At 64.6% G+C, this 14,534-nt stretch carries 15 protein-coding genes and 3 pseudogenes; 7 read left to right on the top strand and 11 right to left on the bottom strand.

Annotation, left to right across the window (positions count from 1 at the left end; genetic code table 11):
- The first annotated feature begins 22 nt into the window (after positions 1-22).
- Positions 23-643 carry a TetR/AcrR family transcriptional regulator gene (locus ACV7NQ_RS29975; RefSeq protein WP_463362655.1) on the top strand — a complete coding sequence of 207 codons (621 nt, stop codon included), beginning with the start codon at positions 23-25 and terminating at the stop codon, positions 641-643.
- Between the two features lie 37 nt (positions 644-680).
- Here the strand turns inward: ACV7NQ_RS29975 and ACV7NQ_RS29970 are convergent, their stop codons facing one another.
- The 3 genes and pseudogenes from ACV7NQ_RS29970 to ACV7NQ_RS29960 form a co-directional block, all read right to left on the bottom strand.
- Positions 681-1,031 carry a DoxX family protein gene (locus ACV7NQ_RS29970; RefSeq protein WP_463362654.1) on the bottom strand — a complete coding sequence of 117 codons (351 nt, stop codon included), beginning with the start codon at positions 1,029-1,031 and terminating at the stop codon, positions 681-683.
- A 340-nt stretch (positions 1,032-1,371) separates the two neighbouring features.
- A complete protein-coding gene (locus tag ACV7NQ_RS29965; RefSeq protein ID WP_463362653.1) occupies positions 1,372-2,004 on the bottom strand; it encodes an NAD(P)-dependent oxidoreductase in 633 nt (210 codons plus the stop codon).
- A 58-nt stretch (positions 2,005-2,062) separates the two neighbouring features.
- Positions 2,063-2,369: pseudogene (locus tag ACV7NQ_RS29960) on the bottom strand (DoxX family protein).
- A gap of 186 nt (positions 2,370-2,555) precedes the next feature.
- Here ACV7NQ_RS29960 and ACV7NQ_RS29955 point away from each other — a divergent pair.
- Positions 2,556-3,188 (top strand): TetR/AcrR family transcriptional regulator, encoded by a 633-nt coding sequence (locus ACV7NQ_RS29955; protein WP_463362652.1) that lies wholly within the window; start codon positions 2,556-2,558, stop codon positions 3,186-3,188.
- Positions 3,189-3,592: 404 nt separating this feature from the next.
- Here ACV7NQ_RS29955 and ACV7NQ_RS29950 read toward each other — a convergent pair whose 3' ends face one another.
- Complete coding sequence (locus tag ACV7NQ_RS29950) at positions 3,593-4,465, bottom strand: DUF4241 domain-containing protein (protein ID WP_463362651.1); 873 nt, start codon at positions 4,463-4,465, stop codon at positions 3,593-3,595.
- A 94-nt stretch (positions 4,466-4,559) separates the two neighbouring features.
- On the opposite strand from ACV7NQ_RS29950, the pseudogene ACV7NQ_RS29945 reads away from it, so the two are divergent.
- A pseudogene (locus tag ACV7NQ_RS29945) lies at positions 4,560-4,798 on the top strand (ISKra4 family transposase); the annotation flags it as partial.
- A 44-nt stretch (positions 4,799-4,842) separates the two neighbouring features.
- Here ACV7NQ_RS29945 and ACV7NQ_RS29940 read toward each other — a convergent pair.
- Positions 4,843-5,082, bottom strand: a pseudogene (locus ACV7NQ_RS29940) (transposase); the annotation flags it as partial.
- Positions 5,083-5,716: 634 nt separating this feature from the next.
- Complete coding sequence (locus ACV7NQ_RS29935) at positions 5,717-6,370, bottom strand: LysE family translocator (protein WP_463362650.1); 654 nt, start codon at positions 6,368-6,370, stop codon at positions 5,717-5,719.
- 726 nt (positions 6,371-7,096) lie between these two features.
- Here ACV7NQ_RS29935 and ACV7NQ_RS29930 point away from each other — a divergent pair.
- Both ACV7NQ_RS29930 and ACV7NQ_RS29925 read left to right on the top strand, forming a co-directional pair.
- Positions 7,097-7,453 carry a hypothetical protein gene (locus ACV7NQ_RS29930; RefSeq protein ID WP_463362649.1) on the top strand — a complete coding sequence of 119 codons (357 nt, stop codon included), beginning with the start codon at positions 7,097-7,099 and terminating at the stop codon, positions 7,451-7,453.
- Between the two features lie 436 nt (positions 7,454-7,889).
- Positions 7,890-9,413 (top strand): FAD-binding oxidoreductase, encoded by a 1,524-nt coding sequence (locus ACV7NQ_RS29925; RefSeq protein WP_463362648.1) that lies wholly within the window; start codon positions 7,890-7,892, stop codon positions 9,411-9,413.
- A 224-nt stretch (positions 9,414-9,637) separates the two neighbouring features.
- Here ACV7NQ_RS29925 and ACV7NQ_RS29920 read toward each other — a convergent pair whose 3' ends face one another.
- Both ACV7NQ_RS29920 and ACV7NQ_RS29915 read right to left on the bottom strand, forming a co-directional pair.
- The gene (locus ACV7NQ_RS29920) at positions 9,638-10,411 is read right to left on the bottom strand and encodes a transposase (protein ID WP_463362647.1); all 774 of its coding nucleotides are present in this window, start codon (positions 10,409-10,411) and stop codon (positions 9,638-9,640) included.
- Positions 10,412-10,531: 120 nt separating this feature from the next.
- Positions 10,532-11,182 carry a transglycosylase SLT domain-containing protein gene (locus ACV7NQ_RS29915; protein WP_463362646.1) on the bottom strand — a complete coding sequence of 217 codons (651 nt, stop codon included), beginning with the start codon at positions 11,180-11,182 and terminating at the stop codon, positions 10,532-10,534.
- A gap of 1,081 nt (positions 11,183-12,263) precedes the next feature.
- On the opposite strand from ACV7NQ_RS29915, the gene ACV7NQ_RS29910 reads away from it, so the two are divergent.
- Positions 12,264-12,512, top strand: a complete 249-nt coding sequence (locus ACV7NQ_RS29910) for a hypothetical protein (protein ID WP_463362645.1) — start codon at positions 12,264-12,266, stop codon at positions 12,510-12,512.
- 143 nt (positions 12,513-12,655) lie between these two features.
- Here the strand turns inward: ACV7NQ_RS29910 and ACV7NQ_RS29905 are convergent, their stop codons facing one another.
- Entirely contained in the window at positions 12,656-13,243 is a 588-nt protein-coding gene (locus tag ACV7NQ_RS29905; protein WP_463362644.1) for an IS3 family transposase, read from the bottom strand.
- A gap of 241 nt (positions 13,244-13,484) precedes the next feature.
- Here ACV7NQ_RS29905 and ACV7NQ_RS29900 point away from each other — a divergent pair, with 241 nt between their 5' ends.
- Positions 13,485-13,979 (top strand): YbaB/EbfC family nucleoid-associated protein, encoded by a 495-nt coding sequence (locus ACV7NQ_RS29900; RefSeq protein ID WP_463362643.1) that lies wholly within the window; start codon positions 13,485-13,487, stop codon positions 13,977-13,979.
- Between the two features lie 40 nt (positions 13,980-14,019).
- Here the strand turns inward: ACV7NQ_RS29900 and ACV7NQ_RS29895 are convergent, their stop codons facing one another.
- On the bottom strand, positions 14,020-14,244 hold the full coding sequence (locus tag ACV7NQ_RS29895; RefSeq protein WP_463358941.1) for a DUF4926 domain-containing protein: 225 nt from the start codon (positions 14,242-14,244) through the stop codon (positions 14,020-14,022).
- A 7-nt stretch (positions 14,245-14,251) separates the two neighbouring features.
- Complete coding sequence (locus ACV7NQ_RS29890; protein WP_463362642.1) at positions 14,252-14,392, bottom strand: hypothetical protein; 141 nt, start codon at positions 14,390-14,392, stop codon at positions 14,252-14,254.
- Positions 14,393-14,534: the final 142 nt, after the last annotated feature.

Raw genomic sequence — 14,534 nt, 5'->3', positions numbered from 1 at the left:
ATCTCCTGACCGGGGTTGTCAATTGACGGACAACGAACAGGAGCGTGAACGGATGCCACCCGCCGACGGCAGCATGCGAGAGAAGATCCGTCAGGTCGCCTTGGAATTGTTCACCGAGCGTGGCTACGACGGCACTTCGCTGCGCGAGATCGCCGAACGGCTCGATGTCACGAAAGCCGCGCTCTACTACCACTTCAAGTCCAAGGACACGATCCTGCTCAGCCTGATCGTCGAACTGCTCGACGCGATGAACGCGTTGGTCGACTGGGGCCGTGAACAAAGCTTCTCACCGGATTTCCAGCACGAGATGCTCGACCGTGTCGCCGACCTGTTCTTCGGCGACGCCAACCGCGTGGTGCGGCTCATCCAACAGAATCAGCCCGTCCTCAGATCACTGGCAGCCGACGCCACGAACCGGCAGGTGCGCGATGCCGGCGAACTCAAGGCGCTGATCGGCGAGGTCATCACCTTGATGACGCCGAGTGAGGGTGATCTGCACACACGCATCCGAATCCGCACCGCGGTGGCGGCGATCATCTTTGGGCCGATCACGGGTGAGCAGCTCGGCGACATGATCGACGCGAGCCCCGACGAGCAGAAGAAGATCTCCGTGGCCATCGCGCGGGAGCTGCTGGCGATATAGGCGCCCGGCGATCGCGGCTGCCGTGCGGCGACGCTGATCAGAGCGTGACAAGCCGCAAGACCAGCGCGGCTACCGCGATCAGGGCGATCACCGCCGGTGTGGATGCATGCCCGGCATCGTGGAAGCGGAAATGCGCGCCTACGGCGAGCAGGAAGTACAGGATCAGTCCGATCGCCGCGGCGATGCCGATCGGCGCCCAGAACAGGCCGACGATCAGCCCCGCCGCTCCGGCCAGCAAGATCACCGCCAAATAGTTGATCTTATCCTCGGGGACGCCGACGGCTCGGTAGGTCTGTACGACCTGCTCTCGGTGGGAGAACTTGAGCGCGGCGGACATGGTCAGCATCGCGGCCAACACGACTGAAACGACGACGGTGGCAATGAACATCTTCTGACTCCCTTCACGCGGACGCAGCAGGTACTACTCGACGAACCGAGGGGCTGCATCAAATGTAGCGCCGGCGCCGCAACAGGGCCCGATTTCTCGTCCCGAAAGTCGGAGCGCAACTGTGGGTTCAGCGGGAACGGCCGCGGGTTTGTCGAGTGCGCTCATCCGTCGTCGTGTAGTCGGCAGTAGCGTGCGTTCCGCCGGCAGTCGTGCGGTTGCCCGAGATGATCTCGGCCCGTTGATCTTCGGCGTGCCGCGTGACCGCTTCGAACCGCACGGGAAGCGGCATGTGAGTGTGTTTCAACAGGTACTGCCTCCCCCGGCAGCACCCACCCGTGGATCAGTTGCTGATCGCTGGTGCGGCGCGCAGGTACGCGCTGTTCGTGAGTTGAGCGGCGGTGAAGGCGGCGATGTCGGCGCGGGTGATTTTCCAGCCGATGCGATCGATGCCGAAGAAGCCGTGGTGCGCAACACCTTTGGCGGGTCCGTCGGTGGGGGCGATGAAGCGGATGATGGTCCAGTCCAGCCCGGAGTTCATGATCAGTTCGCTCATGCCGAGCAGTTCGCGGTAGGCGCGTGGTAGCGGGCTGCGGCCCATGAGGCCGACCAGTCGAGCCTGGAAGGTCTTCTTGTCCCGGGGGTCCAGCACGCTCGGGGTGGCGTGGCCGATGAATCGGCGGACGTTGTGCCGGTGCATCGAGGTGAGGATGTGGCCGGTGCCTTCGACCAGGGGCAGGCCGGTGGCCTTGCGGTCCATGCTCGGGCCCAACGCGCTGATGACCGCGTCCGCACCGGCCACAGCGGTACCGATCGCGGCCGCGTCGGTGATCTCACCGAGCACGACCTGGACCCGATCACCCCACCCGCCGGGGGTCTTGGCGGGGTTGCGGGCGTAGGCGCGGACGGTGTGACCGGCGTCGAGCAGGTTCTGCACGGTCAGCGCACCGATCGCGCCGAACACGGTGACATTCATGCGGTTTCCTTCCTCGGCCGGTCCGCCGGGTCCGGATCGGTGGTGTGGGTTCGACGGGTCAGAAGGCGTACGGGCCGAATCGGCCCCAGGCCACCACGACCAGGGCGATCAACAGCACGGCGTTGAACGCGATGCCGCTGGGTTCCTTGCGGCGGGCGTGGGTGATCGCGGCCAGCACCATCACCACCGCCAGCGCGGTCGCGGCGATCGGGGTCAGGATCGGGGCGATACCGGTCAGTGCCGGCAGTACCAGGCCCAGCTCCGAGCAACTCGGAGACACCGATCAACCGCAGGATCGGGTCGGAGACGTCTTCGACCCACGGCAGCTTCTCGCGCAGTTTCTCGCTTGGCTGCGTGGACTTCATCACTCCCGCGGCCAGGAACATGAACCCGAGCACGATCTGCAGAATCCATAGGAATACGTGCATTGCCAACGCCTCCAGCCAGCTTCGATCCAAGAGTGGAGGACTGCCTCCAGTTCGTGTCTCCAGTCATACCACGCAAGTGGAGGTCCTCCTCCACTTGGTGTGTTCGGCTGGTAGAAAAGAAGCATGTCCACCGACAACACGGGTCTGCGCGCCGATGCCGAACGCCGCCGCATCGCGGTCCTGCGGGCCGCGCAAAAGCTGTTCGCCCGCGAGGGATGCTCGGCCTCGCTCGAGGACATCGCTCGCGAAGCCGGTGTCGGTATCGCCACCCTCTACCGGCGCTTCCCCAACCGTGAGGCACTGGTGGAGGCGGTCTTCGCGCAACCGCTCACCGAGTTCGCCGACCAGGCCGACCTCGCCGCGGACCGGGCGCTCACCGAACCCGCCGACGCGTTCGGCGACTACCTGACACTGCTGCTGGCGCGCCAGGGCACCGACCCGGCCTTCGCGGAGGTACTCACCACCCCGATGACCGAATCGCCGATCCTGACGGCGCAACACAAGCGCATCCTCGCCGCCACCATCCGCTTGATCGAGCACGCGAAGGCAGCCGGTGTCGTGCGCGCCGACCTGCACCACAGCGACCTGTTCCTGGCCACCGTGACCAACGCCGGCCTGCTGCACACTGTGGGAACTGCGGGACCCGCAGCCTCGCAACGCTTTACCGCGCACCTGCTCACCGCCTTCACCACTGTGACGAGCGACCCGCTTCCGCCCGTGCCGAGCACCTGGCGACTCGGATCCGAACCGGTGTGAACGAGCCGGAACAGCTGCTGGAATCGGTTGCCGGACATTCTCATCGGGACTCTCGATGCAAACAGGCGATCTCGGAGACGTCCTCAACTCGGCATTTCCGGACGTTCGGCCGCCGTCGCCATGATAGGTCCGCATAGCGGATCTGGAACATGTTCTCTCAGCGGACCACCTGCTGTCGGTGGTCCTACGACTGGCAACGTGGTGGTCCCACAACGGGGTTCTGGCGCAGGAACCGTGATCATTTCATTGGCGGATGCTGATCGACGGTGGGTGCAGCTCGGAAGCAGTGACTGTGGATCATGCTGGGGCGTGCGGGACAGACCCGCACGCCCCCGGGGAAATGCCGTGCACGCGTCTCACAGTTCAGGATGTGATCCGACGTCGCAACCCCTCACGACGAGGTTTCATGTTTCATCACTGCTCGGGAGTGGCGTGCTCGGACGGCTCGGAGTCGCCGGTTTGGCAATCCCGGTGGCGGGTCGCCTTGGAGACTGTTGCACCGGGGACAGCGGCTGCGGCACGGCCGCATAGAGCGGGCGTGGTGACGTGGTCGGGTCCGGCGAGACGTTTGTCGGACCGCCGCCCGAGGGCGGCTCGTCATTCGCGCTGTCGCCGTTCTCGGTCAGGACGCAAAAGTCGGTGAGGAAGCAGGCCACCTCGCCGCTGGCGGTGTGCCCGACCCAGGTCGGGAAGTGCCCGTCTCCGTTACCGGAGGGGAACGCCACCACCAGGGGCCGGTCCTGGTCGTCGGCGAACGTGGCAGGCGCGGTGGGATCGGTCTCGTTGAGGATATAGATGTCCAGATTGGATAGCATCTGGTCGCTGTAGTCATCGTTCTCGCTCAGCGTCGCGATATTCGCCGCGTCCACGAAGCCGCCGACACCGCCATCGACTGGGTAGCCGAAGTACTCGTCGTCGCCCAGCTCGGCGGCGTCCTGGCCCGTGCGTAGCGCCATCTCCCAGGAGACTGCGGGCTCGTCCCGGATCACCAGGCGGGCCGCCGCGACCCTCTCGTGCGTATCCTGCTCGCCCGGTTCGCCGAACGCGGCGAGTATCAGCGCCAACGGATACCGACCCGGTGACACCTGTTGGACAAACCAATTCTCCGAATCGGCCATCGACAAGAGCATGGACGGCTCGCCGGCAACAACCCGCCCGGATGGCAACCACAGGGAGGCGTCTCGCCGCAAGCGGACGGTAGCAGCCCTGCCGCCGGGCAGTGTGTGACGCGTTCCGGGCGCAAACAGCCGTTCGAAGTTGGGGGCTGGCAGCGGCATCGATGTTCCTTTGGGTCGAGGAGCTTCTCACGACGGTGCCTTCGTCGAGCGCCGGGACTACGCATGATGCCTTGCGCCAGAGTCGGCGTCAACATACGACAAAGCCCTCGACCACGGCTGGCCGATCGCGACCGTCATCATCGAAGGAGCAGTACGCCATCTCGTTGCCGACCGCTTCGAACTCGGCGGTGCCAGATGGGGATTGGATGGCGCCGAAGCAATCCTGCGGCTACGCGCCGTCATCAGATCAACGACCTGGACCGATACTGGCAATTCCACCTCGAACACGAACACCAACGCCGCTACCCTGAAACCGCCCAACCCGCAGCATGATCAACAGTCACTGTATCCGAGCTGCACCCATCGACGGTCGCGTGGCTGAGCAGCAATCGTTTGCGCAGGTCCAGTTTGGCCCGGCCGAAGCACTGGCGTTTTTGGTGCTTGAGTTTATTAACGGTGCCTTCAACAGGGCCGTTGCTCCACGGAAGCGTAAGCCCGGCGGTGACCGCGGCGAGGTCGTGTTCGAGCCCGGTGACGAAGGAGTGCAGCGCTGGCAGGTTATCGGCGCGGACTTGCGCCATCCACTCGGGAAGGCGATCACCGCGCAGGTCGCGCATCATGACAGCGAACGCGCCGACGTGGCCGCGGGTAGCCTCCAGTTCCGGGCAGCCGGCCAGAATCCCGGCGAGCTGCTGAGCGCCATCGCTGGCGAGGATGTCCGGATCTCGCATGATCCACGCGGTCACGGCGCGGACCTTCGGCACTGCCGCCGGGACTGCGGCTGTCCGGGTCTTGTTCCGGCCCGCGCGGTAGGGCTGCAGGTAGCGGTAGACGGTGCGCTGGCTGCCCCGGTAGCCGAGCTCGCGCTGTTCGGTGATCAGGGCGGCGATATTGGTGCATCCCGCGTTCCATCTCGTGAGCAGGTGCGGAACGAAGTCGTCCAGCAGCACCGCCCGCGACGTGGCAGCGGCGATCACGTCTTCCGGATCAGACGCGGTAGCGAACCGCCGAGCTGTTTTCCGGTCGATGCCAAGCTCTTTCGCGATCGTGCGCAGACCCATGCCCTGACCGCGCAAACGCTGCACCATGTCGTAACGCTCGATGGTGCGGACCCGCAACTGCGCGAACCGATCCGGGGCCTGGCAGAGGTCGATCTTCGCCATCGCATCGGCGGCATCGACGCTGTCCGGTCGGGCAGGGTAAGGTTGGCAGCGGGAATGTGTTGTTGCGGTGAATGATTCGCGCACACAATCACGGTGCGCGATGACTGTCTTCTCCACCACCCGGCCGAGGTTCTGCCAGATATGCCAGCGATCGGCACACTGAATCGCCTGCGGCGCACCGCGTCTGGCTCCCTCCAATGGCTCCGGCACGGTCTCGGGTAATGATCTCGACTCCTGGATGCGCCGACAGCCACGCCGCCAAGGTGTCGGCCTGCCGATCGTCGGGGATATCGATCGGGCGATGCGTGGCCATATCCAGCAGCACGGTCCCGTACCTGCGGCCGCGTCTGACAGCGAAATCGTCGACACCCAGGACTTTCACCACGCCGACCGGCGGATCGGGCATTCCACGGACCAGCCGTAGCAGAGTGTCGCGGCTGGCCGACAACCCGAGCCTCCGCGATCGTATTCTTCGGCGCCGTCCTGCCACAGTTTGCGCGGCCCCAACAACTTTCACGATCAGGAACAACATCGCTGAGGCCATCAATACCGCACCCAGGCCGAACGACACAGCGACCAACGGCACGAACGATCCGGTGACACCGCCTGCGACCGACAGGACCGCGGACCGGCGCCCAAGGGACAGTGCTCGGCCGATGGCGAACAGCACGTTGGGGCCTGGAATGACGATGATGGCCAAGGCGGCGACGGCGAAGGCCGCGGCATGTGAAAGCGGGACCATCTCTCGGAGCATAGCTGCTGTTGACCGTACTCTGTGGCGGAATTGCGTGAGGCTGAATAGTGTTGTCGGACTGAATGATCAGCCCCAGTCCCACATCCGACTCGTGGTGCGGTCTGCCGCGGGGGGTACTCCAACGTCCGGAAGCCGGCTATCGCGCGGTCGCGGGCGGCATCGCCATGATCAGTCCGCATAACGGATCTGGAACAAGTTCTCTCCGCGGATCATCTGCTATCCGCAGGGGTGGGCCACGGCTGGCAACGTGGTGGTCCCAGAACGGGGTAGCAAACGACAGCCGACTGTGTAGGCAACCGCCAAGAACAGCTGGGAACTACCGCCAACAACACCCAGGAGCCGGCACGATCAGGTCTGGTCGGCCGCCCACCGGCCGCCATCTATGGCTGGGAGTCGCAGCTTGATTTGTGATTTCGAAACAGGTTGGAGAGCAACAGGTTACGGTGTGCCGGTGCGTTCGGACCTGTGTCGGGTGGATGATCTGACCGTCGTCGCCGAAATGCCGGATTCGGTGCAACAGCGGCTGGGATCCACGGCCGCCGCGGAGTGAAGATCTCCGGCCAGCCCTCGACCCGCGGCGGAAAACACAAGGGCAAGTGGCTGATCCCACGTTCGCGCCGGTGGCGACCGTGGGTTGGTCCTGGCGGCGGTGCGTGATCTGCGGAGTACCGGACCCCGACGACGGCCGAGGAGCTTGCCGACTTCGAGACCGACGTGCTGGCCGGGTTCGTGCTGGCGCGGGCCTCGGCCGGGCTGACCGACTCGACGATCCGCAACGACACCAACCACCTCGAGCTGATCCGGGACTGGTTCGGGCATCCGTTGTGGGAGATGCAGCCCACCGACGCCGACAGCTACTTCGGCAAGGTGCTGCGCGACGCGCGGCCGTCGACCCGCAGCGGCCGGGCGGCGGCGCTGACGGTGTACTTCCGGTACCTGGAGCTGCGGCACAAGGTCGAGCTGCACAACCTCACCGGCCGCGGGCCTCGGTGGATGTGCAGCTGCGCATCCAGCCGACGGTACTGGACCACTCTGGCGCCGCTGGTCGAACTGATCAACATCGACCCCTAAACAGCGCGAAAGCCGGGCTCCCGATTCGTAGTGCATCCCCGCGTCGCGCAGCGCGTCTCCACGCCCGGACCACCCAGTCACCCCGTCAGCCGACACGAACCCCGCCTATGATAGAGGAAACCAGGTCCTCGGGAACGTCCGAGGGCGGCGATAAGTAGCCAACGAAGCTTCTTGCGCGGTGCGGGTGTTGTTGACGCTCCTCAAGAAGCTTCACTGGGTCACGTCCCCCGACGATTGTCCAAACCGGTTATGACGGGATCCGCTGAGTTACTCCTTCAGGCTGTCGTCATCGTCCTCGATTGGCGTGTCGGGAAACACCGCCACGTCACCCCGTTACCGTGCGGGGGTCGACCACAAAGGACTGCCCGGCGGCTGGCGGGTAAGGGTTCCCTTAGCAGCCGGGTACTGGCGTAGCCCGATTGAGAGGATCTGGACCTTGAGCGATCTTTCTCGCCGTGACCTGCTCAGGGCGTCGGCGGCCGCTGGCGTCGGGGCGGTCGTTGTTCCGGGCCTTACGGCCGCAGGCACGCCGGATATTGCGGACGCGAGCGCCCCGGGAATTGTGGCCGCGAGCGACCCGAGTAAAAGCTCGGGATGCCCGCCCGCGACGCTAACCGGCCACATCGTCCGCCCCAGTGACGCGTCGTACACGGATGCGCGACTCGGCTGGGACCAGCTCTTCTCTCACTATCCGCTGGTCATCGTCTTCGCACAGGAAACCCAGGACGTGGTGAACGCCCTCACGTGGGCGCGGCAGCACAACGTCGCGCTGCGGGTGCGGAGCGGCCGCCACGCCCTCGAGGGCTGGTCGAACGTCGACAACGGCATCGTGATCGACGTCAGCCAGCTGAAGTCGGTCCAGATCGACCCTGGCGCTCGTATCGCGACGGTCGGCGCCGGGCTGAACCAGTTGGAAGCGGTGACGACGCTCGCGAAGCAGAACCTTGCGGTCACGACCGGAAGTGAGGGCAGCGTAGGTTTGTCCGGTGCGACGCTCGGCGGTGGCCTCGGGCCCCTCAACCGCTGGCTCGGCATGGCCTGCGACAGCCTGATGGCGGCCGAGGTCGTCGTCCCGTCGGGTCACGACTGCGCCAAGGTGATCAACGCGGACTTGCAGCACCACTCGGACCTGCTCTGGGCGCTCCGCGGGGCGGGAAACGGCAACTTCGGGATCGTCACACAACTCACCTATAAGGTGTATCCACTCAAGCGTCTCGCCTGTGTGCAGGCGACATGGGATGGACTTGGGGACCTGTACGGGGTCTTCGAGGCATGGCAGCGTACGGTACCGTTCGCCGACAACCGTCTCGGATCCGAGCTCGAGATCCACAAGTCCCAGATCCTGCTGTCCGCGTGGCTCGCAGAGGGGTCGGCGGCACAGGCCAAAGAGATGCTGGCTCCGATCCTGTCGGTCGGCACGCCCGATGTCACGGTGCAGGTCGGTAACTGGGGCGACATCTTTGCGGGAGCCCAGCTCCCGCTCGCGCAAGAGCCCGCGAACTCGAAGTTCTTCTCGGAGTTCGTCAAGGAGCTGTTCCCGAAGAAGGCGATCGACATCATCGGCTACTTCGTGCGAAACGCTCCCACAGAGGAGAGCAACTACTTCGTCGATGCCTTCGGTGGGGCGATTAAGAGGGAGCCCCGCGGCGGCACGGCGCTCGTGCATCGCGACGCGCTTTTCTACGGCGAGATCGGCGCAGCCTGGGGGACTCGTTCAACACAACCAGGCGTCTGCGACCCGCTCACCTCGCAGGCCCAGGCCTGGACCGCCGAGTTCAGCCAGGCGCTGCGGCCCTACGCGGACGGCGCCTACGTCAACGTGCCGAACGTCGGAATGCAAGAGTGGGAGACCGCCTACTGGGGGAGACAGCACTTCGAGCGGCTGCGCAGGATCAAGGCGAAGTACGACCCCCACAACGTCTTCCGGTACGAGCAGAGCATCCCGCCCGCGTCACACTGATCGACAGTTCGCCGTCGGGACCCCGCCCCGGTCAGGCTCGGCCTTTCACGCAGAATGGCCCGCCGCAGTCGAAGGGTTGGTCAACAGTATGCCTCTCGACGACCGGATCATGGGGCGACCAGACCCGGCACGCCACGGTGAGTCAGTTTGGGGTGCAACCGATCCCAGGAACGGGCAACCGCGGTGCCGTACCTGCTGGTGTCGGTGGTCGTGGCGTGGTCGGGTTACGGCCAGGTCGCCGGGTCCTTGAACTTCATCTCGGCTCCGTGTCGTTTGCCGCGTCCGAGGACGCCCTTCACGCGTGGCGGCGCGGGCAGGGCCATCACCCGGTCCGACCGCACCCGGACCAGCACCTGCACGGGCAGATCGGCCAACTCGAACGCCAGTCGGGGGCCGTCGTAGCCGCTGTCGCCGACGATCCACATCCGCGGGTCCCCGTCGTGCCAGTGCCCGGCCGCGATCAACCGTTCCACGACCGCACGCAGTTGCGCGGCGGCCACAGCGGTGTCCTCGTCGCAGGGGCCCAATCGCTGGGCATCCAGGATCGCCGTCCACGACGTGCGCCCCGATTCCAGTGCCGCGACGAACGAGTACGGCCACCCCGGAATCATCTGGGCTTGGCCCTTGCCGCGTCCATAGGTGTGGCAGAACAGCCGGTCCGGGCTGGTCACCGCATCGGGCCGCAACCAGTTGCTGACATCGATGGCCAACACGATACGGCCATCCGCACATCTGGGAATCGATTGGGAGACAACACTTTCGCTGAGCTTACCAATGTCGATCCCACCGTTGTTCAGACTGTCGTAGAGCGCGCCGTGGCCGCGTCGATGCTCAACGGCCATCGACAACTCGACCAGCGAGGTAACCGGGCCATCCGCACACAGCACGGCCTCGGTCAATTCGAACAACCCGTCCGCACGGCCGGTCAAGCTGTCGTAGAACGCCCGACGGAACCCCGACAGCTCCCCGAGCGAACCCGCCGCCACACCATCCTGCACACTTATCACCGCAGCCCTTGTTTTTTGATCTTCTTCCTTCGCAAGAAGCATGATCAACCAAGGGCTGCTTCACTTTTCAACCGGGGTGCCCGACCACCGCATGCAGCTTAAAACTCAAGTTCAGTATGCGCCGTAGACGTTGTCCATCGAGCCGTAGCGGTGCTTCGCGTAGTTGCAGGCGGCGACGATGTTGGCGACGGGATCATAGATATCCCAGGCGGTGCCCGCAACGTGGTATGAGGAGAAAGTCGGGTCGATCACCTGCAGCAGGCCCTTGGACGGGATGCCCTTGGCGGCGTTCGAGTCCCACAGGTTGATGGCATGGGGGTTGCCGGCGGACTCGCGCATGATGTTGCGGTGCAGGCCCGCGTAGGTGCCCGGGATGTTGTTCGCTTGCATGATGTCGAGTGCCTGGCGGATCCAGCCCTCCAGGTTGTTCCCGTAGAACGCCGGTGCAGAGATCGGCATCGGTGCCGAGATCGGCTTCGGTGCGGAGCCTGGCGTGGGTGCCGGGGCTGGCATGGGTGCGGGGATCGTCTCCGCGATGGGTGCGGGGGCTGGCATAGGTGCGGGGATCGTCTCCGCGATGGGCGCGGCGGCAGCGGGCTGCTGCTCGACCTCCATTGCGATCCGAGACGGGACGCGGTCGTCGGCTACGGACACCGCGGAGGAGGTGGCCATGACCGCGACACTCGCGATGGCGAAGGCAATGGAGATGCCTTCGCGCAGTGACGGGCGATGGATGGACGAAGGGCGTCGGTGGCGAGCCATTGCGCATCTGTTCCTTGATTTGGGACTGTCTCGATCCGGCCGCGCGTTCGGGCAGCACGGATCCTCCGGCGTACGCTGGTGGCGCTCACCGATATGGCCATGTGCTTTTGTGTGGTTGAGTTGTGGGGAACGTCAGTTCCCCGGGAACGCGACGTGCTTCGTGCGTGCATTCCCGGCTCGCTCTCGCGGGCCGCGGTGTCGCGCGGGTCTCCGCATCCTCGGTGCGGAGAGACGGGCGGAAGAATGGGGGATCGTGGGTCCTTGCCGGATTCCGCTCCGTGACCGCGTGGCCGGCAGGTGCCGTTCGTGCGGTCGTTTACCGAATCGGTGTCAGCAACTTCTCGGACTAACCAAACTTCAGGTCGCTTTGTGACCTGCATTGCAGAATGGTCACGCTTGGTTAACAAACGGTGAACGAAAAATGAATGAATTGGGCCCGATGATCTTGGAAAGCCCAAGGTATAGTTGCCGAATCGTTATCTACGCTGGAAGTTTGCCGCTAACCCTTGTGTGATGGGAGTCACAAAACATTCCGGCTAGCAGGCATGGATTCCGGTGGCCTGGTGGGCGTAAAGGTGTCCGAATTGAGACCCATGGTTCACCTGGGAAGAGCCCAGGTCGCGCGATGGTCACGGGAATTCTGACCACTCGGGGCGAAGAAAAGACCGTGCCCTCGCCATCTGATGACTGGTAAGCGCGACCGGATCCTGCAGACGCAGCGCTTCGATGATGCGCCGGTGATCGGCGATCGAGTCCTCCGGCCACCCCGCGAAGGTCGGAAACATATTCTCGGGCGCATAGCGGGTGATGCTCGACATCGCTTGGCGAGTTTCGGTGACCCGGCCGCGATGTTGACCGCCCGATGGAACTCGTAGCTCAACCGTGTCGCCGCCTCGGCGTCGCCCCGCTGGTGTGCCTGCTCGAAAGCGTGTCAGAGTGGGCTCTATTCTCTGTCGCTATATGGTAGCTGGCGGAGTTGGGTAGCGACGTATTGTTCTGTATTCCGTTGGGATGCAGTCGGTTTCGTGTTTGATCTCGTGGATAGCTGAGTTGTGAGGTGGGGGCCCGAAGATAGGCCGCTATGAGTATGTACCAACGGCTGGATCCAATCGAGCGGAACGAAGCGATCGCGCTGCTCGAATCAAATGAGAGTCAGGTGGCGGCCGAAACCATTCTGCGTTTGGCGCATCACGATCCGGATGCCGCATGGGTGACCGATCGTGCTCTGGCCCTCCTCGAAAGTTCTGATTACGGCGTGCGCGCCAGCGCGGCAACCGCCCTCGGTCACATTGCGCGTATCCATCGGAGCGTTCAGTTATCGGCCGGGTGAACACGCCGATCAGCGGGCGGCGTTTCGGGTGGCGCGACCGTTGATGGATCCCCGATTCGCCGAGCGCGCAGAGGCCGAGGCCCTGGTGTGGGCTCCGGTGAGCGCGACGCTGTGGCGGCAGTGGCGCACCGACGCGGTCACGGTCACGGCGGTTGCCCGCGTGGCCAGTGACGACCACCCCGCCGACACCGCCACCAGCGCGAGCCGAGTCCTGGCCGTGGGAACATGTCGCCTTCCCCGCATGTCAAATACGTGATATCCGTAAGCCACACCGCATCCAGGCGGCCCTGATCGAATCGGCGCTCGACCAGGTCCGACGGGAACGACGCGGTGGGGTCGACCACCGTCGTTTTCACCTTGAACGTGCGCGGGCTGACGCCCTCCAGCCCGATCGAGGCCATGATCTTGGCCACGGTTTTCTCGTTGACCACCTCACCCTGATCACGCAGTTCGGCGGTGATCCGCGGCGACCCGTAGGTGCCGCGCGAGTCGGTGTGCACCTGGGTGATCTTCACCTCGAGATCGGCGCGACGCTGCTGACGCGGCGTCAAAACCATTGCCGCCCTATGTTTCACGTGCTGGTAGTAGCCGGAGGTGGATACCTTCAGCAGACATGCCATCCGGGTGATGGAGAATCGTTGTCCCTCGGGCATGGTGGTGCCGGCTGTTTCGGCGATGTCGTCGGGGCCAGACCCATTGATGTGCCAGTGGTTCGGCTGTGGGTTCGTCACTGCTGGGGGCCGTCGCACGAGTTCCCACTTGGACGAGAGGCGATACGATTTTGTCAGCGCTCCCACCTGCGGTTACGACAGTGGCGAGTTCGAGGACGTATTCGTCGTGGCGTGCGCCTCGTGGGCCGGGGTCCTCACCCGTGACGCCACCCAACTCCCCAGCTAAACTGCGAATAGAATTCGGCGACAACCGAACCCGGATCTCCGGGTGGTGCCGTGCACAGTGGAGGGGGCTGACACGATGGACAAACAATCCGACGCACGGCTGGCGGACCTGCTCGACGACGCCCGCGAGCAGATGCGCATCGCCACCTTGCTGGTCGCCGAGCGCGCCGAACTCATGGCCACCGCCACCGCGCGCGGCAAACGAGTCACCGTAACCGTCAACGCCGACAACACCATCATCGAAACCAAATTCGGCCCAGGCGCCGAAGATCTCCCCCTCCCCGAACTCGCCGCCGCCGTCACCGAAGCAGCCCAACAAGCCTCCGCCGACCTAGCCCGCAAAACCCAGGAACTACTCGCCCCCTTACAACTTCGAAGCGCCCGACTGCCAACCCTGACCGACCTCGCCGAAGAAATCCCCGACCTCCCCATCCCCAAACCCATCCCAGCCTCCACCGCACCCCCGCATTCCCCTGAGCGCCGCAAAGTTTCGCCCACCGACCCCGACCCCCACTTCACCGACACCTACAATCCCGACCCACGCGACTCAGTAACCGATTCCGCCTGGTAGCCGGGTAGGGTCGAACCCGGTTCCCTGATCGAATGGCCCGCTATGGCACCGACTCCAAGTCCGAGTCGGTCAGCGTCAACAATCCCAGGGTCATGCCGTCCTCGGCGACGAACTCGACCTCATACGCCTCGCCATCGCCGAGGACCATGACGACGGTACCCACCGAACCGGCAACGAGGGCCGTGGACGGGATGCCCGGCCAGCGCGTCGAACTGTCCGTGGCCACCCCGCGAACCAACCTGACGACGTCGTTTTCCTGAAACATGTGGTCCTTACTTCTTGGTCGGGATCGCCGTGACCAACCTGACGATTCCGTCGTTGTTCCGTATCCACGCGAACGAAACGTCGATGGTCTTTCCATTGGCACCCACGATACTGATGACCTGGTTGTACTTCGTACCGTACTGCGTCACACCGGTTTCTACGGCAGTCGCCGGATTGAAGACGATCTGAGATCCGAGCTTGCTCGCATTTCCACGGTTGCGGTGCGGTGTCGATGCCGAATACCGGGCCCATATCCAGCTCGGCGCTGATATCGACGGTCGGCGCGATCCA

Source organism: Nocardia sp. Tas62D01 (assembly GCF_055232035.1).
Note: the sequence above shows the minus strand (reverse complement) of the source record. Positions and strands in the feature narration are given on the sequence as shown.